Below are 20,894 nucleotides of genomic sequence, written 5' to 3'. Positions count from 1 at the left end.
TTTTAAAGCTTTATTATTTTAAAGGTATCCAGTATATAGGCTATCATAATGGCAATAGTAAAGACCGGCGCAATGTATTTGAGCATAAAAATATAAAGCTTCTCTCTTTTAAATTCGCCTGAAGATTTAAGCTCACTCAGAACAAAATCTGGTTTGATAATCCATCCAACCAAAACACATGTCAGGCAGGAGCCTAAAGGCATCAGAATATAATTGGATGCAAAGTCCATAAAGTCAAGAATTTGCAGACCAAATATCTGAACACTGTCCCATAGGCCAAAACCAAGACTTGGCGCCATACCGACAACAAAACAAAGCAGCGCCACCATAAAAACAGCGTTCTTTCTCGGCAGCTTAAACTGATCACATACAGCACTGATAATTGCCTCCATTAAGGAAATAACTGAGGTGAGCGCCGCAAAAAGCACTAAGGCAAAGAAAATCGCCCCAATGGCACCACCCATTGGCATGGAAGCAAACACCTTAGGTAAAGTAATAAACATAAGGCCAGGACCTGCGTTCAGCGCACTTGGATCTCCACCCGAAAATGCGAAAACAGCTGGAACAATCATCATTGCTGCCAGTATTGCAATACCCGTATCAAAAATTTCAATCTGACCGACGCACTTCTCAATGTTTTCATCCTTTTTCATATATGATCCATAGGTAACCATAATGGCCATCCCGAGAGACATCGAGTAAAACATCTGTCCCATGGCGGCTACCACACCCATAATTGAAAATCTCGAAAAGTCAGGAATTAAAAGATATTTAAAGCCATCGAGAGCCCCTGGCAGCGTAAATGAATAACCGGCCAGAAAAACCGTCAGAAGGACCAGAACAGGCATCAGTATCTTGCTGGCTCTCTCAATTCCGCCCTTAACTCCACCAAACAGGATAACAGCTCCGATTAAAATAAAAAGCCCCATCCAGATAATAGGCTCTGCGCTTGTACTGATATAATTTGAAAAGAAAGTATCGGTTGCTGCCTCTGTCATCCCGCCAGTCGCAAAAACAGCCAGATATTTAATAACCCATCCACCAATCACGCTGTAATACGGTGTAATAATCGCTGCAACCACGACTGCAAAAACACCAATAAAGGCTGACCTTGAATTCAATTTTTTATAAGCGCCAATGGGGCTCAGCCGGGTTTTACGCCCAATCGCAATCTCTGTTGTCATCAAAGTGTAACCAAAGGTCACCGCTAAAATAATATAAACTAAAATAAATGCACCGCCGCCATACTTTGCGGCGTAATATGGAAAGCGCCATATATTGCCGAGTCCAACTGCCGAACCCGCAGCGGCCAATACAAAACCAAGCTTTCCTGAAAACTGACTTCTCTTTCGATTCTCCACTAAATCAAAAACGCTCCTCACTCTTAAATTTATGTGCTTCAATTTTTAAAGGCTGTTTTATTGCCTTTTAACGCACCAATTTTTTATTATATACGAAAACCACTTTAATGTACAGCAAAAAAGCACACAGGGGAATTGCCTGTGTGCTTTCATCCTTAAAATGAACCTTTATTTAAAATCTCCATTCGCAATAATCCGCAAATAGGTTTTAAGCTCCTCCTGCTGTGTGCTGTCCAAATCCTTTAGCGCCTCTATATTAACCTCTTCAATGATTTTCAAAACAGGTTCTTCCAGAAGATTCCCCTTTTCTGTCGCAATCACCTGGACTTCTCTGCGATCCTCTACATTGACAATACGGTCAATCAGTCCTTTTTTCTGCATCCTGTCCAGAACCCCTGAAATCGTAGAGGTTTCAAGACATAGGGTGTCCGCGATCTGCTTTGGTGTATTGTGCTCCCGCCCCCATAAGCAGTTCAACACCCCATACTGTGAAGGCGTAATATCATAAGGCGCCAGCTTTTGGCTTAGGTACTGAAAAACATTATGCTGGGCTGTTGTCAATAAAAAATTTATACAATCTTGTAATTCCATAAAAATCCTCTATTCTAATTCTTTTGTTACAGAAATATTTACATTCTAAATAATTATATTTTATCCTCTGTTTTTTGTCAATTGAATTCGCGCAAAAACTCCTGATTGGTAAAACCATCAGGAGTTTTGGGGTTCTATGTAAAAATCTGTAATAAAGGATTCTTACATCAAGCATATAACATTTTATAAAAGAGGTGTCATAAGAATTATTATCTAAACAATTGTCCGCTGATAACCAATTTCTGGATTTCATTGGTTCCTTCGTAAATCTGAGTGATCTTAGCGTCCCGCATCATTCGTTCGACATGGTAGTCTTTCATATATCCGTTACCACCAAGCATTTGTACCGCTTCTGTCGTAACATGCATTGCAGCATCGGTACAAAGGAGTTTTGCTTTTGCAGCTGATAAAGTATAAGGTCTTCCCTCAGATTTATCCAACGCTGCTTTGTAGAGCATTAATCGCGCCTGTTCAATCTGACATTCCAGTTCGACCATTTTAAATGCAAGGTACTGGTTCTTATACAGTGGTTTTCCAAACTGCTCACGCTGCATTAAATATTTGCGGGCAATCTCGAATGCGCCTTCGGCAAGGCCCAACCCCTGTGCTGCAACGCCAATGCGGCCGCCGTCAAGGGTTTTCATGGCTACCTTAAAGCCCTGTCCTTCTTCACCCATCAGATTTTCTGCCGGAATTTTACAGTTATCAAAGATGAGCTCAGACACCTGTGCGGCACGAATCCCCATTTTATCTTCAATTTTTCCGATCGAAAATCCTGGAGTGCCTTTTTTGACTAAGAAGCAGGACAAGCCTTTTGCTTTCTTTTCTGGCTGAGTTAAAGCGTAAACTGCAAAATAATCTGCTAAAGGCCCGTTTGTATTAAAACACTTAGCACCATTTAAAATATAGTGGTCTCCTTCTCTGGTGGCTGTGGTAATGCATCCGCCTGCATCCGAGCCTGCGTTAGGTTCTGTCAGACCAAAAGCGCCAAAGCTCTGACCAGATAGTACCGATGGTAAAAATTCTCTTTTCTGTTCTTCTGAAGCAGCGTTTGACACACTTCCGCCATAAAGAGAGGTCGATACTGAGTAGGAAATAGCAACAGATCCGTCAATCTTGGCAATTTCTTCAACGGCAATGGCGTAATCAAGGTAATCTCCGCCCTGTCCGCCGTATTCTTTTGGATAAGGAAGGCCAATCAGCCCCATTTCGCCCATTTTTTTATAAGCGTCAACCGGGAAAGTGCTTGTCTCGTCTCTTTCCCGGACACCTGGCAATAATTCTTTTTCCGCAAATTCCTGTACTGCCTTCTGCAATGCCAATCTTTTATCATCTAACTGAAAATCCATTTTAAAAAACTCCTTTATATATCTTTTAATATTTAAAAACTTTTTAATTGCCTTTTATTCCCATCAACTCGTCCCGGAAAATCCGCCAGTCCATGAGCGCCGGCTCTCCATCCATTTTAGGTGCAAAATCCATTTGATCGAGAACATCTTTCTGCAAATCAATTCCCGGGGCGATTTCAATGAGATATACGCCGTCTTTTCTCAGTTCAAAAACAGCGCGTTCAGTAATATACATAACCGGCTGACCGGTTTTATTAGCGTAATCTCCACTGAAGGTAATCTGTTCTACCTCGGTTATGAATTTCTTAGATTTACCTTCCTGGATAATTTTGATTTTCCCGTCTTTAATCTCGGTCTTTAGCCCTCCAGCGGTAAACGTACCACAGAAGTAAACCTTCTTTGCGTTTTGTGTGATATTGATAAATCCACCACAACCTGCAATTCTTGGACCAAATTTGGAAACGTTAATATTCCCTTTTTCATCTGCCTGGGCCAGTCCCAAAAATGCCAGGTCGACTCCACCACCGTCATAAAAATCAAACTGATAAGCCTGATCCAGAATGCACTCTGGATTGAGCGCTGCTCCAAACTGTGATCCCCCTTGGGGCACACCGCCAATCGGACCGGCTTCAACAGTCAACGTCATATAATCGCCAATTCCTTCTTCATTTGCAACACGAGAAATATACTCAGGTATACCAATTCCAAGATTGACGACACTGTCCTCCATAAGTTCAAGGGCGGCCCGTCTTCCAATAATCTTTTTTGTACACATACAGTCTGCTTTTGTATCACCAAGCGGTGACTGTGTTGCACCTGTCAGTGAGGCGTCAAAAGGATGTCCAAAACACTGCTGGTGGTCTCCTTCTTCTGCAACCACGACTGCATCAACATAAATCCGGGGGATTTTCACCAATCTGGGATCAAGGGTACCACCCTTTACAATTTTTTCGACCTGTACCACTACTTTTCCACCGCTGTTTTTAGCTGCCTGAGCGATGGAGGTTGCCTCAAGAGAAGCGACCTCATTTTCGACTGTAACATTGCCATATTCGTCAGCATAGCTTCCCCTTAAAAAAGCAACATTGACTGGAAAGGCTTTGTAAAGTAATTTTTCCTGTCCATTGATGTCAATCAGCTCGACAATGTCATCTTTAGTGATCTCATTTAATTTTCCACCCTGATTTCTGGGGTCAACAAAGGTGTTTAAACCAACATGTGTAATTGTTCCGACACGGTTCCCCGCAATATCTCTGAAAAGCTGAGAAATGGTTCCCTGTGGCAGATTGTAGCCTTCAATTTTATTATCAATTACCATGGTTCCAAGCTGAGGAACCATATTCCAATGACCGCCGATAACACGTTTTACCATGCCCTCATGGGCAAAGTGGTCAGCCCCGCTGCCATCCCGGTTTCCCTGGGCCGCTGCGTAAATCAATGTAAGGTTCTTAGGTTCCCCTGTTTCCAGAAAGCGCTTTTCCAATGCTCTTGTCAGCGTTTCAGGACAGCAGCTCCCAACAAAACCTCCTGTGACGATAGTTTGATTATTTTGAACCAGATCTGCTGCTTGTTTGGGTTTTAAAACAGGTATATGTTTCATCTCATCACCCTAAAAATCCTTCAAATCTGCTTTTCTTTTTTCCAGGAACGCACTCATACCCTCTTTTTTGTCATTTGTAGAAAACGCCAGACCAAAAAGATCTGATTCAAATCTGCAACCTGAAGCCAAGTCAACATCCATGCCGGTATTGATAGCAGATTTTGCCAGTGTCACCGCATAGCTTGCTTTACTGATAATTTTTTCTGCCATTTTCAAGCAGGTGCTCATTAGTTCATCCTTTGGAACGACTTTGTTTGCTAACCCAATCCGGTACGCTTCCTGTGCATCAATTTGATCAGTTGTAAAAATCAGTTCTTTCGCTCTCCCTTTTCCTACAAGTCTCGGTAAACGTTGAGTTCCTCCAAAGCCAGGAATGATACCAAGATTTACCTCAGGCTGAGCAAACTTCGCATTATCAGCTGCAATACGAATATCGCAGGCCATAGACAGCTCACAACCGCCCCCTAAAGCATAGCCGTTAACCGCTGCGATGGTTACCTGCGGGATATTTTCAAGCTTAGCAAACGCTTCATGAGCCAGCAGACACATTTGCCGTCCTTCTACCGGAGTGCCATTCACCATTTCTGCAATATCTGCACCTGCAACAAAAGCTTTCTCGCCAGACCCGGTTACGATTACAACCTTAATGTCTTTACGTTTTTCGATTTCACTCACAAGTTGCTTTAATTCTGAAAGTGTTTCGCTATTCAGAGCATTGAGCGCTTTTGGACGATTAATTGTAATCACACCAACTTCATTTTCCACATTAAATAATAAATTGTTCATTTTAGAACCCCCTAAAAATAATCTATTTTATGTAAAAATCTTGGATGTACATACTTTGTGTGAAAATAGATAGCACGCAAATTATATAAGCTATAAAAAATCGTCTTTCGACGTTTCCTTACAGAAATACTTTGTATGCAAATTACTTGTTGGCTATAATATACACCCTATAACATTTTCTGTCAAGATATTTTCAAATTTTTTTAAAATTTCTTAAAAAAATACCACCATCAATACATTGGGAGACCATTGATGGTGGAGAGAGGGGACTTATAAGAGAATAAATCCTATACATTTTATATTTTACACCGTATTCTAAAAAAAAGATATATGTAAAAAGTGCAAATTTCATTTTTTTATAAACTTATTCTTATTTCATGCATAAAACGCCCTTTTACAATTATCTTTTTTCATTACACGTTATCATTTTCCTAAAAACATACTCATAGCATCATCATGATCTCAATCTTCGCTAAAATAAAAAAACACACCCTTTATACATTTTAATTACTATTTTTATTTTATAATAATTTTCATGAAAAGATATACTTCAACAAACGGAAAAATTATGATACAGCATGCTAAAAAAACTAAGTGTTTTAAATGTTTCCTCAGCTGCTGTTGAAAGCATTAAACCTGGTATAATTCAAATTTTATCTGAAAAAATTTTAAAGCAGAGTCCATCATATCACATTGAAATAGACTCTGCTTTTATTTTTTATATGGCAAAATTTATTAACAGAGGTGTAAGGTAGCTCTCGATCAATGCTGCAATAATTAACAGCGGAACAATGATCAGCAAATAGGTTCTCAGCACATTAATAAGCTCTTCCTTGAGCTGGATACCTGAATTGGATTTACAAACGATAATACACAGTGTTTTACAAATATAGAACCCCAAAGAAATTCCCAAGAACAGCGCAGTCAGCTCAAAAATACCATGGGGTAGAATTCCAAACACAATCATTTTTCCAACTGAGGCAGCTCCCGTCATTTTCACCATTGCAAAGACAACAGACAATGAACCCGCGTTAATAAGTATAACCCATACCGGAAGGAATAGGAAAGGCATAAAACCCAGCAGTATTGATATGGTTGTAGCCTGGAGATTATTAAAAAACAGACTACCAGATGCTATACTGCCATCTGCGCTTAATATATCCTTACTTAAAATGGCTTCTGTAAATCCCTTAAACAAAGCTACAACTGTTTCCTGATGTCCCAGCAGCACAAAATAAAGCAGGACGCTGACCCCCACAAATACCAGTGACAAAATAATAAAAATCCAAAGGATTTTTGATTTCAAAAATTTCCCGATCTGAAGATACTGCTCTTTAATAAACTTCATCAGTTTTCTCCTTGTAACTATATTAATTCCATTATACTTGCATTTTCTTCAAAGCGCAATGACTTTAGAACAATAAAAGCACCCCAAATGAGGTGCTTCACTTAAGCTTCTACAATTCTCAAATTATAAATTCCATGATAGACATCACCTGTCTTATCTAAATGTAAAAAGCCTGCTGTTTTTTCTCCCAGCACATTTTTAAAGCTGCATTTAATATCAACGTCCTTTGCCGATGTCAGTGGAATATACAGGTCAATTCCAATTGTATTATGCGGCGGTATGAGCAATGCATGATCCATACTTTTTGTTCCCTTTATCTCTTCGTTTAAAGCTTCCAGACCAATGCTGATAACAGGCAAATCACTTTCATTTTTAAGATGGCATGGAATCTTTACCCAATCTGTTTTTTTATTAATTGGGATTACCAGCTGTTTATGATGCTCTAAATCTCCCGGCATCGGAAGACTCTCAACCTTTTTGCCATTTTTGGGGTACAGTGTAATAAAAGATAGCTTCGCAACATCAATCGGTTCTTTTTCCTTCTTTTTTCCAGTGTCATATCCTCTACTGACATAAAATGCACTGAACGATAAGGTCAATGTTCCGCCATAAATTAAGAGTCCGGTAAAGATCATAACCCATTGGTTGATATTATATGCATTAAACCAGGCATTTCTCATGTCACCAAAGAGAATAAACACAAATGCCAAAACAAACGGAAAAACTGCCATAAGAATCAGCATACGAAACAAAAATCGGTTTTCATCCTCTTTTTTAAATATAAAAAAGAAATACCCTCCAGCTAAAATAAATGGAAGCATTAATACTAAAAGATTTCGTATACCAAAACCGACCAGCAGAATCAATACGCAGATAACAGCATACAGTCTGCTGAACCATTCTTCTTCATAAAGATTTTTCATTCTATATACAAACGCTCCTTCAGAACTTTTTCTCTATTTTAGCACATTTGGTTTAATCTGTCTGAAAAAACAAAAGGAATTTAATATTTAAGCGTTTTCCATTTTATTCTATGAATTCTTTTATCATTGCTATCAGCGCATCCTCACACGCGTCAATGGTAAAGTTATCCATTTTCAAATGTTCAAAATACGTAACAGACCGGGCGCAGGTAATAACATCCGCTTTCTTTAGCAGCGCTCTAAAAATAGTCATTTCATTGGGGGCAGGAACAAAATTCTCACGCTTCATAAAATAATCAAGGTCAATATCCAAAATTGAAAACAACGGTTCATGATTATTGAAGATCGACAAATCAAATTCTGCTGCACAAAACATTTCATCCTTTAATATCCCAAAGTTTTCTTCTGGCACCAGGTAATGCTTTCCTGTAGCGTAACAATGCTTTTCCATGCAATTGATCATATGATAGTCGATAAGATACCCCAGTTCCATAGCCGTATTAATATGCTCATCATTTCGCATTAAAGGCATCTTTTCAGCCAGAGTCTCTAAATCCAAAGGATTAACTGCACCCAAAACTTTTTTCTGAAATAAAGAAACTAGCTTTTCTTCCCTTTCCGGATCAATAGCCATCGCCTTTTGGTATGCGTGCAGCCAAAAAGGCGGATTGGTGTCAGGATGGTAATCAATACTGACTAACATTCCTGGAATTCCGCGTTTTAGAGCTTCTCTGGCCCATACCAGCAAAGCATATTGGTGGTTATCTACAATATACATCTTCTTTTCACGAAAAGGGATAATTCTCAAATTTTCTTCTTTTAAAAGATCATCAACCATAATTTTCTTCCATATATTGGTTTAAAAGTGTCAGGACATCTTCTTTTGTACATACCTTAAAAACTTCATTTCTCAAATTAGTCGCGTTTTTCAGCCCCTTAGTATAAGCTGCCAAATGCTTTCGCATTTCCTTGATAGCCGCTTCTGGACGCTTCATCATACCAACCAGTTCAACGTGCTCAATGGCAGTCTGGATCCGTTCTTCCGGGGAGGGCATCGGCACTGTTTCACCTGTAGAAAGCAGATGATTGATCTCGCGAAAAATAAAAGGATTACCGACCGAGGCCCGGCCAATCATCACAGCATCACAGCCAGTGGTTTCAAAGGCCTGGACAGCCTTTTTACCACAGTCTATATCGCCATTCAAAATGATTGGGATTCTGCTGTTTTTTTTAACTTCCTCGATAACTTTCCAGTCAGCTTTTCCTGAATAAAAAGCTTCGCGCGTTCTACCGTGGATGGTATGAGCATCGGCTCCTGCCTCCTCAATAACTTCAGCCACTTCTCTTACATTCACATTTTCAGAATCCCAGCCGATACGTGTTTTAATAATAACAGGTTTTTCACTTGCTTTTTTTATCGCCCGGACCACCTCTCCCAGACGTTTTGGGGTTCGCATTAACGCTGATCCTTCGCCATTTTTAACAATTTTAGGCGCAGGACACCCCGCGTTAAAATCTAAAAAAGCAAACGCAGTGGAATTAACATATTTTTCTATAACTTCACTTAATATTTCAGGCTCTGACCCAAATAGCTGAATTCCTGCTGGCGCTTCCTCATCACAAGTAAGCATTAATTCAGCGGTCTTTTTATCTTTATAATAAAGCCCTTTACCGCTGATCATTTCACTGAAAACAGCCCCTGCCCCATATTTCTTAGCAATCAAACGAAATGGCAGGTTAGTATAACCTGCCATCGGTGCTAGAAATATACGATTTTCTATCTCTATATTTCCTATTTTAAACATCTATCTTCCTCTGGATGTCTTTATGTTTTTATCATGAATGATCTTAAGGCCTTTTAGTGAAAGCTGGGGATCAAAAATATCGATGGCTCTTGTCTCTTCATGAAACATTCTTCCATAGCCCCCTGTTGCAACCACCTTGACCCCTTTTATACCTATTTCTTCGATCATTCTTGAGACAATATACTCGACCTGGCCAATATAACCATAAACCAAACCAGCCTGCATACTGGTAACGGTGTCCTTTCCCAATATCGAAACGGGTTTTTCAATCGCGATATTGGGAAGCTGGGCGGCATTCCTGAAAAGTGCCTCCGCTGAAATCTGTATTCCAGGTGAAGTGACCTTGGCCACAAACGCACCATTTTTATCCACATAATCATATGTGGTCGCTGTTCCAAAATCCAGAACAATGACCGGTCCACCATAAAGATTATATGCTGCTACAGCATCGATAATCCTGTCTGCACCTACTTCTGCCGGATCACTGGTCTGGATCGGCATCCCTGTTCTTATTCCAGGGCCCACTACCAAAGGCTCAACACCAAATAATTTTTTTACTCCATTATTCAAAGAATACATAATATTCGGGACTACAGAAGCTGCTATCACACTCTCAACTTCATGATAATCCAGATGATCATTTTCAAAAAACCCCTGAAACATCACTGCATATTCATCAGAGGTCCTGGGCGTTTTTGAAACGAATCGCCAGGAGCAGAGGATTTCGTCGTCTTTAAAGACCCCGATTTCTGTATTTGTGTTTCCTACATCAATGACTAAAATCATGCGCTATTCTACCTCTGTCTACTTAGGATTTTTTTTCTGGAGAACCTTCCCCATAAACTTCATCTTCTGAACAACAAAGCGCTGGTGTGTTCCTTCACCAATTTTTTGAACGGTATCCCAGGCTTCTACTGTAAAGTCCAAACGTCTGCTTTCAATATTGGTAAGCACTACCTTTATGCGCACCTTCATTCCTACCGGTGTGGCAGCAATGTGATTTAAATTAATATTAACCCCAACGGTTGTCTGCTCGTCGGGCAGGCACAGTTCGGCCATCTCATAGGCCGCATTCTCGGCCCATGCCACTAAAATAGGAGTTGCCAGGACCTCAAGTCCTCCGCTTCCCATTGTCTGAGCCGTTTCAGTACGGGTTACCATATAATCTTTTTTAAGCTCCATACCAACTTTAAGTTCTTGCATCTTAATTTTTCCCTTCTTTTATTGGTCGTTTATTAGCGAAAAAAGCCGTTATTGCTAACGGCTTTTTTGTTTATTTACTTTTTAAACTTCCGGAACCGGATCGCCGATATTACCTTCATCCAAAGGTTTGCCATCATCCAAAGGCAAACGGCTGTACATCGCTCTGAATTCTTCACCGGTAATGGTGTTAACTTCCAGAAGATGCTCTGAAATCTCAACCAGCTTATCCTTTTTCTCGGTTAAAATCAAGCAGGCTCTCTCAAAGGCTGTCTCGACAATATTTCTGATTTCCTTATCAATAACTGCTGCAACCTCTTCACTGTAATTACGTGAACGTCCAAGATCCCTTCCTAAAAACACCTCGCCGCCATCATCATGACCAAAGGTCATTGGGCCAAGATGTTCACTCATACCCCATTCTGTAACCATCTTTCTGGCAATGCTGGTAGCACGTTCGATATCGTTAGAGGCACCTGTGCAAATATCATCAAGGGCGACTTTTTCAGCTGCACGTCCGCCAAGCAGACCTGCAATTTTATCCATCAATTTCCCTTTACTCATATGCTGGCTGTCATCACTTGGAAGCGAAATCGTATATCCCGCAGCCATACCGCGCGGAATAATGGAAATTTCATGGACTTCTTCGCCGTTATGGAGATATTCCATAACAATTGCGTGTCCAGCTTCATGGTAAGCTGTAATTTTCTGGTCTGACTCAACTACTACCTTGCTCTTCTTTTCAGGACCGGCAATAACGCGTTTAATCGCTTCTTCAAGCTCTGCCATCGTAATAACCTTTGCCTTTTTACGGGCAGTCAGTAAGGCTGCTTCATTCATTAAGTTTTCAAGGTCTGCACCTGTAAATCCTGGTGTTCCCTTGGCAATTACGCCTAAATCGACAGAAGAATCCAATGGTTTATCCTTCTGATGAACCTTGAGAATTTCTTCACGGCCTTTAACATCCGGCACACCGACCAATACCTGGCGGTCAAAACGTCCTGGACGCAGCAAAGCCGGGTCAAGAATATCCGGACGGTTTGTCGCGGCAATAACAATAATTCCTTCATTAACGCCAAAACCATCCATTTCAACCAGTAACTGGTTAAGCGTCTGTTCACGCTCGTCGTGTCCACCGCCGAGACCTGCACCTCTATGACGGCCAACTGCGTCAATTTCATCAATAAAGATAATACAGGGTGCACTTTTCTTTGCTGTCTCAAACAGATCTCTTACTCGCGAGGCACCAACCCCTACAAACATTTCAACAAAATCTGAACCGGAAATGATATAGAACGGAACACCCGCTTCACCTGCAACGGCACGCGCAAGCAAAGTCTTCCCTGTTCCCGGAGGGCCCACTAAAAGAACCCCCTTAGGAATACGTGCTCCAAGCTTATTATAACGCTCAGGCGACTTTAAGAAATCAACGATTTCCTCCAGTTCTTCTTTTTCTTCATCTGCGCCAGCTACATTTGCAAAGGTAACCTTCTTATCTGCGTCGGTATGCATTCTTGCCTTACTTTTACCGAAGGACATAACCTTTCCTCCGCCTCCGCCAGACTGGTTTGCAAACATCATAAAGAAAACAACCATCAGGATAATAATAACCGCTGAAGGAATCAAAGAGATCCACCAGGAATCCTGTGGTTTTGCAACCGTAACATTCATATTCGGATTCTTTTCAATGTTCTGATCCGGGTTTCCTGTAATGTAGTCGCTGATTTGTTCATCAATAAGATATTGAGGCACAATGGCTTCAAAGCTGTCACCATTCGCAAGCTTCCCTTTTACGGAAGACTGATTAATCTCTATTTCAGAAACCTGTTTTTGGTCCAAATTACTCAACAGTTCACTATATGTTAAAGTTTTAACATCAGACTGCATTGGATTTAAAAAAGTAACTGCGACGATAATAATCAACAAAATCACTAAATAAAACCCTATCATTTTTAGATATTTATTCAAATTCTATCACTCCTTTCATATAAAATAAGTCATTGAATAGTTTCTAATTTCAAATATTATTTTTCTGTTTCTTTTAAAACAGCAATGTACGGCAAGTTTCGATACCTTTGATCAAAGTCCATTCCATATCCGACAACAAATTCATCCGGAATGGTAAAGCCTGAGTAATCAGGTTCCACATCCGCCACCCGGCGATCTGGTTTGTCAAGCAGGGTACAGACTCTGACATCGGAAACACCTTGTTCCATAAAGAAATCCAAGATACGTTTTATGGTAAAACCGCTGTCCACAATGTCTTCTACCAGAATCACACTCCGGCCCTTTATCTTTTCCGATAAAAGATCATCAACCTTCACTTTTCCTGAAGTGCTGGTACGCGTTCCATAGCTGGATGCCTTAATAAAGTCAATTTTGACCGGAATACTCAAGCATCTTATCAAATCAGCAAAAAATAAGATACTTCCTTTTAAAATACAGATTGCCATAAGCTCTTCGTCTGCATAATCGGATGAAATCTTTTTTCCAAGCTCAGCTACTCTTTTCTCTATTGTATGCTTTTCTATCAAGATTTTTTCAAAATCAAACGCCAAACTTCTCTCCTATTATTTGGTATTGAACTTTAAGAATGCTTTTTGTCTCAGGACTTACCTGATACTCCCGGTTTATCGCATATCCCAAAATCCAGATCACTTCTGACCCCACCGCTAACAGCGGAACTGCATCACGCTTTTCACGCTCAACCTTCCGATCAATGAAATAATCTTTTATCTTTTTTTTGCCTGTTATGCCGACAGGACTAAAAAAATCACCAGGACGACGATTTCTCAAATAAAGCTTTCCTCTTATTTTACCATAATCAAAATATTTTTCACTATGATTTTTTAATTCTTTTGATTTTTTTATAGAACCATCGGGAATCACTGTCAATTTGATCCACAAACCTTCTTTTGCAAAATAATACGCTTTATCCGGCAGCAATTCATAGCAGCCAATTTCTGGTACAACAGTCTTTTTTTCTTCTATCCAAAAAAGATCATATCGCCTGACAGCCTGCATACCATGCGGTAAATGAAGCTCCCAGACAGTCTTTTCAGATAAAAGCTGCTGTTTAACGCATAGGATATGATTGTACTCTATTTCTTTTAAACTACCCTTAAGCTGCAAAACCATCTGACGAAGAAGTTCCTTCTGAAGAAGCGGGAACTGTAACCGCCACATTTCTAAATTAAGATATACCCGATTACTTTTTTTTGTAATCATATTTGTACTCAACTCAGCAATAGAATTTTGCAAAAACTGCTCATGCTCATGTGCAAGCATCGCAAATTCAGATAAATGCTCTTCAACCTTTGGATTGATCGCCTTGAGCATTGGAATAATTTCCAATCTCAGCTTATTTCGGGTAACATCGGTTTCAAAATTAGTATCATCGGTCCGATAACGCAGACCATTTTTTTTGCAATAAGAAATAACCGTCTTTTTATCCACACACAGTAAAGGACGGATTATATCGCTTTCCCCCTTGGTTTCAGAAAGCATTCCTGCCGCTCCTTTTACACCGGTACCTCGAATCAGACGCATTAAAACTGTTTCTGCCTGATCGTTAAGATGATGTCCTAAAGCCAGTTTATTATACGCTTCCGAGCTTTGAAGTTCTTTAAAAAAAGCATATCTTGCCTCTCTTCCAGCCTCTTCAAGCGAAATTTTATTCTTTTTTGCCAGCCGAATAACATCTACAGATTTATCATAAAGCAAAACAGACTGTTTAAAGCAGAATTCTTTTACAAAAGCATGGTCCTCTTCTGCCGCCTTCCCTCTGATCTCATGGTTCAAATGTGCGGCTGCAATTTCAATGTTCAAAACCCCTTGATACTTTTTCAAAAAATACAACAAGGCCAGCGAATCAGCTCCACCGGATACTCCGATTAGAATGCGATCGCCGGCCATTATCAGTCCGTTATAAGAAATGTATTGTAAAAGCTTTTCTTCCATGACATTTTAACGCTCATCTCAAAGTTCAGTTAATTCTGAATAAAAAAATGGTGGTCGCTATAGGGCTCGAACCTATGACCCCCTGCTTGTAAGGCAGGTGCTCTCCCAGCTGAGCTAAGCGACCACGTACAAAATTAAGATATTAACTTTTTAAAACAAAATGGTGACCCCTGGGGGATTCGAACCCCCGTAACCGCCGTGAAAGGGCGGTGTCTTAACCGCTTGACCAAGGGGCCGGAACTAATTCTAACATCTTGTTATTAAATTAATGGTAGCGGCGAACGGAGTCGAACCGCTGACACTACGGGTATGAACCGTATGCTCTAGCCAACTGAGCTACGCCGCCATAATTTAAAAATTTGGTTGCGGGGGCAGGATTTGAACCTACGACCTCCGGGTTATGAGCCCGACGAGCTACCAAGCTGCTCCACCCCGCGACAATATAATAGACGCATCCGCGTCTTACAAATGATGGTGCCGGAGATCGGAATCGAACCGATACGATCGAAAAGGATCGCAGGATTTTAAGTCCTGTGCGTCTGCCAGTTCCGCCACTCCGGCACTCAGTGTGGCTGCCTCATTTCTGAGGACAAGTGTTATTATACAGCCTGAGAAACTTAATGTCAACACTTTTTTAATTTTTTTTTCGTTTATTTTTCATCTGCGAAAAAACGGCTGTATGCCGCTCCTTCCAGATTATCATAGTCACAGACAACAAACGAATCTTTTCCGGTAACCTTCAAAATATTATCGAGAATGCTGGTACCCGCGATGATGATGTCTGCCCGCTTTGCTTCCAGCCCAACGATCTGACGGCGCTCATCAATTGTTTTTGACGAAAGGTTCTGGATAATTGATTCAAGCTCTGCTTTAGCGACAATGCTCTGATGCACCTGTTCGCTATCATAAATTTTCAACTTCTGCTTGATTGTGGATACCGTTGTCGCTGTTCCTCCAATACCAATCAGTTTATAAGGCTTATAGGATTCATAATCAGCGAGTGCTTTTTCAAGCGCTTCAGCAGCATTTTGATTTAATTGATTCAGTTCTTCCGCTTCAGGGGGATCATTTTCAATAAAAGCTTCAGTGGAACGGACGCTCCCAATATCCAGACTTTTCATTTTTATGAGATCTCGGCCTTTTCCGTATATCAGTTCAGTGCTTCCACCGCCAATGTCAAAAATAAGCAGCCCCTCATCAAAACATTGTGATACGCCGATAAAGCCATATTCCGCCTCTTTTTCACCAGAAATAATCTCTACCTTCATTCCAAGTTTTTGTTCGGCCATATCAATAAATTCCGAAGAATTTTCAGCATCCCGGAGCGCACTTGTACCAAAAATAAACATTTCCTTAACTTCATAATCTTCAGCGATGCTCTTGTACTCTTCCAAAGCCTCAATATTTCGTTTGATCGCATCTGAGTGAAGGCGTTTTGTCTTATTAACACCCTGACCCATCCGAGTATATCGGACTGACTTATTGACACGAAAGAGCTGCCCTTTTTTATCTCTTCTAAATATCAGCATCCTCGTTGAATTTGTTCCGATATCAATCACAGCTCGATTGATTTTAGGTTGTTTAGGTACACTTGATTCACTCATTCGTTTTCCTCACTTTGCTGCTCATCGCTATTGGAATTATCCTGACTGCTATCGTCAGTTGTTGGTGTCGGCTGTTCTGCCGGCTGCTCGCTATTATTCTGTCCGTTATTATCTTTGCCCTCTACAGGCACTACAATCTTTTCATCTGGATAATAAAGTCCCAAATATTTTCGTGCAATGAGTTCTATATAATTTTTTGTTCCAATTTGCTTTATATCTTCATCCAGCTGTTTGCTTTTCTTTTCCGCCTCGTCCAGCTTGGATTGTATATCTGCCTTTTGAGCGTTAAGCTGATGAATTTTCATGGCATTGGTTCCAAACAGCGTACCGACAAAGATCAAAAGAACCAATGTCACAATAATTGTCCCCATTTTAGGCTTAAAGCGTCTGCGAAGGGCGTTTTTTTTCTTTTCCGCCACTGTTTTTTCACCACCTGTTTTTTATTTATTGTAACATAATCCCTTTCATTCAGCTATTATAAACTATAAAACACAGTCAAATCTTAATCTAGAGCTCCTTGTACATCTCTGTTGCTTTATCCTTGGGCGCATGTTCTAACAACTCCAAAACCTCGATTTTTTGTTCACCGTCGCCGTATGCTATCGTAAGAATATCACCAACCTTCAGACGGCTTCCAGGCTTCGCCTCTTTTCCATTGATCGTAATCCGCCCTCCATCACATGCTGCTTTTCCCACGGTACGTCGTTTAATTAAACGGGCATTTTTTAAAAATTTGTCAACTCGCATTGGTTTTCCTTTCTGAAAATCAAAAGGGCCGGAGCAATATTGCTCCGGCCCTCCCTTTGATTATTTGTTTAATTCGTCTTTAAATGCCTTTCCTGCTTTAAATGCTGGAGCTTTTGAAGCAGCAATTTCAATTGGTTCTTTGGTTCTTGGATTTAAACCGGTTCTAGCAGCTCTTTCACGAACATCAAAAGTACCGAAACCTACCAGAGCAACTTTGTCGCCGTCCTTTAAGGCGTCAACAACGGTATCCATAAAAGCACCTAAAGCTTTTTCAGAGTCCTTTTTAGATAATCCCGATTTTTCTGCCATAGCGGCAATTAATTCTGATTTGTTCATTCTTATCCCTCCGTAAAGTGTGATCTTTATGTTTTAATTTTTATGATTATTATTATAATCACGTTTCGCTAAAAAATACAAGCATTTTCTGTATTTTTAGCTAAAAACCTTAGTTTTTTAAGGATTTCACCAGTTGCCATAGCTGTTCAAGGCCATCAAGATCGTAATCAAGCATACTTTTTTGTTCATTTAGGGTAATTTTTTCCATTTCTTTAAAACGCATAATAAACTTTTGAGTCGCTTTGCGCAATGCAATTTCCGGCTGAATTTTCGCCAGACGAACAACATTGACAACTGCAAACAGCAGATCCCCCAGTTCTTCTTCCAATTTATCCGGACATTCACTTAAAATCTCTGCTTTTACTTCCTGTTCTTCCTCAGCAACTTTTTCCAACGCGTCCAGAGGATCTTCCCAATCAAACCCTGCCTTAGATGCTTTGGATTGAACTTTACAGGCCTCCATCAAGGCAGTGAACGCTTTGGGAATACGTTCCATTTCATCTGAGATGGTTTGTGTCTGCTTTTCTGTTTTTTTAATCTCATCCCAATTGGTGAGAACCTTTTCGGTTGAAATCTCCTCAGGCGCCATAAAAACATGGGGATGACGGCGCACCATTTTTTGGTTGATTTCCTCCAGAACATCGTTGATTGTAAAAAGTCCTTCTTCTCTGCCCAGCTGGGCGTGAAACACAATCTGAAAAAGCAAGTCTCCCAGTTCCTCAATGAGATTCTCTGTATCCTCTGTTTCAATGGCGTCCATTACCTCGTAGGTTTCTTCCAATAGATATGCTTTGAGGCTCTCATGTGTTTGTTTTCTGTCCCATGGGCAGCCTTCCGGGCTTCTGAGGATTTCCATAATTTCAAGTAACTTTTGGTAGCTTCTTAAATCATTTTTATCCGGCGGGATGTAGAGCGTAGTCAGATGGTTGATTTCCTCAACCCAGTCCACCTCGCACAAAGGTACCTCTTTAATGAGCTCCTGTCCTGGAATCCCCGCATTTATGAGTAAAACGACTGGATAATCGTCTGGATAATAATCGAGCAGGGAAAGCTTAACCTCTGAGGCCATATGGCGGTTAAAAACCTGAGTAATCAAATTGCCCATGGTCTTATCCGGAATTTGTTCTTTCATTTCAAAAGCATCAATAATTTTCAGCCCATTAACCGGATCTTCTTCCAATGCCATCATCGAAATATCAACAAAACTTACTCCCGAATAAATCTGATAGCTTATATTTTTTTCCAGACACTTACGCATTAAATTAATGACGCTTTGTTCTCCGAACAATGGATTTCCGGGAACTGCGTAGATCAGCGACTCACCAGCCTCTGCTTTTTGAACAAGCTGTTCCGCAATGCTTTCATAGACATCTTCAAAGCAGCCGCTATCCTCATACAATCCATCAAAGCTACAGTATACTATTCCACGTTTTTCCAGATCTTTGACCACTGGGTGGATAGCCGTTCTGAAATAATTTTTATTTTCATTATGGAGTAACTCCAGAGTTTCCACAGTCAGCTGACCAAAGGAACCTGGTCCTAAACCAACAATACTAATTTGTGACATGATTTCTCCTCTATCCTAGCGATATAAAATTCCTCTTATTTTCCTGTAAACCGGTTCAATAAATTTCTGTGCTGGCAGAATAGCCAGCTCTTCTTCCGTAATTCCACCAATCAAAATCATCAGGAAAAAATACACAGCAACAGCGACCACCACCGCTGTCGCCACTGCGATAAAATTCCCGGCGAACATACTGACCACTGCATAAACACCCCAGGTGGCAAGCCCCATCACAATCGCCGAAATCAGAGGCTTGAAAAGTGTTTGCTTTGCATCCATCTGAAATCCTGTAAAGCGTTTGGCGCAAATATAATTGGATATGGTTAAATAAACAAATGTAATCATGCTGCTGATAACAATCCCATAAATGTTAAAAGCCGGCACTGCCAGACATATCCACCCTGTTACAAAGCGGATAACAATGGCTATGGCAAGATTAATCAATGGCACTCTAAAACGGTCAATGGCCTGAAGGATACTCTGAAAGGTATTAGAGAGCATCATAAAAATGGTCGCGTAAGCATAATATTTTAAAATTTCCGGTCCATAGGGCGAACCTTGAAAAAGAATGTCAAAAATTCCCTGTGAAAGTACTGAAAGACCAATACAACATGGCAAAGCCACCATGATCACTAACCGGATAGCCACATCAATTTTATGCCCCATTGCCCTTTTATCCCGAAGCGCAAAAGACTCTGAAATCGCCGGTATCATAGCAACTGCGAGGGTCCCGCTGATAACGAGTGGAATATTGATTAGCGTATCGGCATTGGCAAAATCACCGATCATGGTTGTTGCTGTATGAGCGTCAACCCCTGCCAGCGCCAACCTCGGAATATAGATCATCGAGTCAATCATCGAAAATAGTGAAACGATGGCAGAAGTCAGAGTAACCGGGATTGCAATGATAACAAGACGCTTGAATATCTGTTTGCTTGTCAAAGGTACCTGACGGCTTGTTTGTTTTAAAGTCTTTTTATTGGCTGCAGTAAAAGCCCAGTATAAAAACCAGAGAAATAACATCGCAAACAGACCGCCTGCGGTCGCTCCAAAAACAGCCCCGCCGACGCCCATTCCGACGCCCATCCCACTGGATACAAAATACCAGCACAAAAAAACACCCAATCCCACACGAACGATCTGCTCAATGATCTGCGAAATTGCCGTGGGATTCATAATCTGAAAGCCCTGAAAAAAGCCTCTAAAGGACGAGCATACCGCTATAATAAGCGGCGCCATCGCAATGGCCATAATGGCTGGAAAGCTTTCTCCCGGCCAGTTTGCAACGGTAATCAGCCAGTCTGCACCCAGAAAAAGAAACACAGTGGATAGTCCGCCCATAATCAGCAGTGTCCAAAACGATACTTTAAACACATTATGAGCCGCCAGATAATCCTTGACTGCGATATTTTCAGAGATCATCTTGGAAATTGCCACTGGCAGTCCCACCGTTGAAACCATCAGCAACAAATTATAAACATTTGTGACATTGCTGTATATGCCATTACCATAGCTTCCGACAAGGTTGTATACCGGCACCTTGTAGAACAATCCAAGAAGGCGTGAAAGAATCCCGGCCACTGCCAGAATTGTCGCTCCTTTTAGATAACTGCTCGCTTTTTTACTCACTTGAAAACCTCTTTCAACGAAATAAGTATCATTATAACTTTTTTGCAGTAGATACGCAAATTTAAAAGGCCTGCTTTGCAGCAAGCCTTTG

Annotated in this window: 20 protein-coding genes and 5 tRNA genes; all 25 read right to left on the bottom strand. The window is 40.7% G+C overall.

The window, feature by feature from the left end:
* Positions 1 to 2 precede the first annotated feature (2 nt).
* The 25 genes from B2M23_RS07590 to B2M23_RS07470 all read right to left on the bottom strand — a co-directional run bounded on the left by B2M23_RS07590 (position 3) and on the right by B2M23_RS07470 (position 20,803).
* On the bottom strand, positions 3 to 1,361 hold the full coding sequence (locus tag B2M23_RS07590) for a sodium-dependent transporter (protein ID WP_038353015.1): 1,359 nt from the start codon (positions 1,359 to 1,361) through the stop codon (positions 3 to 5).
* Between the two features lie 168 nt (positions 1,362 to 1,529).
* Positions 1,530 to 1,952 (bottom strand): MarR family winged helix-turn-helix transcriptional regulator, encoded by a 423-nt coding sequence (locus B2M23_RS07585; RefSeq protein ID WP_038353016.1) that lies wholly within the window; start codon positions 1,950 to 1,952, stop codon positions 1,530 to 1,532.
* A gap of 209 nt (positions 1,953 to 2,161) precedes the next feature.
* The gene (locus tag B2M23_RS07580; RefSeq protein WP_038353017.1) at positions 2,162 to 3,301 is read right to left on the bottom strand and encodes an acyl-CoA dehydrogenase family protein; all 1,140 of its coding nucleotides are present in this window, start codon (positions 3,299 to 3,301) and stop codon (positions 2,162 to 2,164) included.
* Between the two features lie 43 nt (positions 3,302 to 3,344).
* Complete coding sequence (locus B2M23_RS07575) at positions 3,345 to 4,901, bottom strand: acyl CoA:acetate/3-ketoacid CoA transferase (protein WP_038353018.1); 1,557 nt, start codon at positions 4,899 to 4,901, stop codon at positions 3,345 to 3,347.
* Between the two features lie 9 nt (positions 4,902 to 4,910).
* Positions 4,911 to 5,687 (bottom strand): enoyl-CoA hydratase-related protein, encoded by a 777-nt coding sequence (locus tag B2M23_RS07570; protein WP_038353019.1) that lies wholly within the window; start codon positions 5,685 to 5,687, stop codon positions 4,911 to 4,913.
* Positions 5,688 to 6,405: 718 nt separating this feature from the next.
* Positions 6,406 to 7,035 carry a stage II sporulation protein M gene (locus B2M23_RS07565; protein ID WP_038353020.1) on the bottom strand — a complete coding sequence of 210 codons (630 nt, stop codon included), beginning with the start codon at positions 7,033 to 7,035 and terminating at the stop codon, positions 6,406 to 6,408.
* 101 nt (positions 7,036 to 7,136) lie between these two features.
* Complete coding sequence (locus B2M23_RS07560; protein ID WP_038353021.1) at positions 7,137 to 7,958, bottom strand: hypothetical protein; 822 nt, start codon at positions 7,956 to 7,958, stop codon at positions 7,137 to 7,139.
* 103 nt (positions 7,959 to 8,061) lie between these two features.
* Complete coding sequence (locus B2M23_RS07555) at positions 8,062 to 8,796, bottom strand: UPF0489 family protein (RefSeq protein WP_038353022.1); 735 nt, start codon at positions 8,794 to 8,796, stop codon at positions 8,062 to 8,064.
* Positions 8,789 to 9,763, bottom strand: coding sequence for a tRNA dihydrouridine synthase DusB (gene dusB, locus B2M23_RS07550; RefSeq protein ID WP_038353023.1), 975 nt, complete (start codon positions 9,761 to 9,763; stop codon positions 8,789 to 8,791). Before dusB ends, B2M23_RS07555 begins: the two co-directional genes overlap by 8 nt.
* Positions 9,764 to 10,549, bottom strand: a complete 786-nt coding sequence (locus tag B2M23_RS07545) for a type III pantothenate kinase (RefSeq protein ID WP_038353024.1) — start codon at positions 10,547 to 10,549, stop codon at positions 9,764 to 9,766.
* Positions 10,550 to 10,567: 18 nt separating this feature from the next.
* Positions 10,568 to 10,966 carry a thioesterase family protein gene (locus B2M23_RS07540; protein WP_038353025.1) on the bottom strand — a complete coding sequence of 133 codons (399 nt, stop codon included), beginning with the start codon at positions 10,964 to 10,966 and terminating at the stop codon, positions 10,568 to 10,570.
* Between the two features lie 81 nt (positions 10,967 to 11,047).
* Positions 11,048 to 12,931: an ATP-dependent zinc metalloprotease FtsH gene (gene ftsH, locus B2M23_RS07535; protein ID WP_038353026.1), complete on the bottom strand. Its 1,884-nt coding sequence runs from the start codon at positions 12,929 to 12,931 to the stop codon at positions 11,048 to 11,050.
* A 56-nt stretch (positions 12,932 to 12,987) separates the two neighbouring features.
* Positions 12,988 to 13,521 carry a hypoxanthine phosphoribosyltransferase gene (gene hpt, locus B2M23_RS07530; RefSeq protein ID WP_038353027.1) on the bottom strand — a complete coding sequence of 178 codons (534 nt, stop codon included), beginning with the start codon at positions 13,519 to 13,521 and terminating at the stop codon, positions 12,988 to 12,990.
* On the bottom strand, positions 13,511 to 14,923 hold the full coding sequence (tilS, locus tag B2M23_RS07525; protein WP_038353028.1) for a tRNA lysidine(34) synthetase TilS: 1,413 nt from the start codon (positions 14,921 to 14,923) through the stop codon (positions 13,511 to 13,513). The genes hpt and tilS overlap by 11 nt, the downstream gene beginning before the upstream one ends.
* A gap of 48 nt (positions 14,924 to 14,971) precedes the next feature.
* Positions 14,972 to 15,047 (bottom strand) — tRNA-Val (locus B2M23_RS07520).
* A 37-nt stretch (positions 15,048 to 15,084) separates the two neighbouring features.
* Positions 15,085 to 15,159: transfer RNA gene (locus tag B2M23_RS07515), tRNA-Glu, on the bottom strand.
* Between the two features lie 33 nt (positions 15,160 to 15,192).
* Positions 15,193 to 15,269, bottom strand: a tRNA-Met gene (locus B2M23_RS07510).
* Positions 15,270 to 15,283: 14 nt separating this feature from the next.
* Positions 15,284 to 15,360 (bottom strand) — tRNA-Met (locus tag B2M23_RS07505).
* Positions 15,361 to 15,395: 35 nt separating this feature from the next.
* Positions 15,396 to 15,484, bottom strand: a tRNA-Leu gene (locus tag B2M23_RS07500).
* An 89-nt stretch (positions 15,485 to 15,573) separates the two neighbouring features.
* Positions 15,574 to 16,527, bottom strand: coding sequence for a Ppx/GppA phosphatase family protein (locus tag B2M23_RS07495; RefSeq protein WP_052237339.1), 954 nt, complete (start codon positions 16,525 to 16,527; stop codon positions 15,574 to 15,576).
* Positions 16,524 to 16,946, bottom strand: a complete 423-nt coding sequence (locus tag B2M23_RS07490) for an FtsB family cell division protein (protein WP_038353029.1) — start codon at positions 16,944 to 16,946, stop codon at positions 16,524 to 16,526. Before B2M23_RS07490 ends, B2M23_RS07495 begins: the two co-directional genes overlap by 4 nt.
* 88 nt (positions 16,947 to 17,034) lie before the next feature.
* Complete coding sequence (locus B2M23_RS07485) at positions 17,035 to 17,274, bottom strand: RNA-binding S4 domain-containing protein (protein WP_038353030.1); 240 nt, start codon at positions 17,272 to 17,274, stop codon at positions 17,035 to 17,037.
* 60 nt (positions 17,275 to 17,334) lie between these two features.
* Positions 17,335 to 17,610 carry a non-specific DNA-binding protein Hbs gene (locus B2M23_RS07480; protein ID WP_013382050.1) on the bottom strand — a complete coding sequence of 92 codons (276 nt, stop codon included), beginning with the start codon at positions 17,608 to 17,610 and terminating at the stop codon, positions 17,335 to 17,337.
* A gap of 109 nt (positions 17,611 to 17,719) precedes the next feature.
* Entirely contained in the window at positions 17,720 to 19,177 is a 1,458-nt protein-coding gene (yabN, locus tag B2M23_RS07475) for a bifunctional methyltransferase/pyrophosphohydrolase YabN (RefSeq protein ID WP_038353031.1), read from the bottom strand.
* 15 nt (positions 19,178 to 19,192) lie between these two features.
* Entirely contained in the window at positions 19,193 to 20,803 is a 1,611-nt protein-coding gene (locus B2M23_RS07470; RefSeq protein ID WP_038353032.1) for a putative polysaccharide biosynthesis protein, read from the bottom strand.
* Positions 20,804 to 20,894 lie beyond the last annotated feature (91 nt).

Source organism: Eubacterium limosum (assembly GCF_000807675.2).
GTDB lineage: Bacteria > Bacillota > Clostridia > Eubacteriales > Eubacteriaceae > Eubacterium > Eubacterium limosum.
This window is presented reverse-complemented; position numbering and strand designations above follow the sequence as displayed.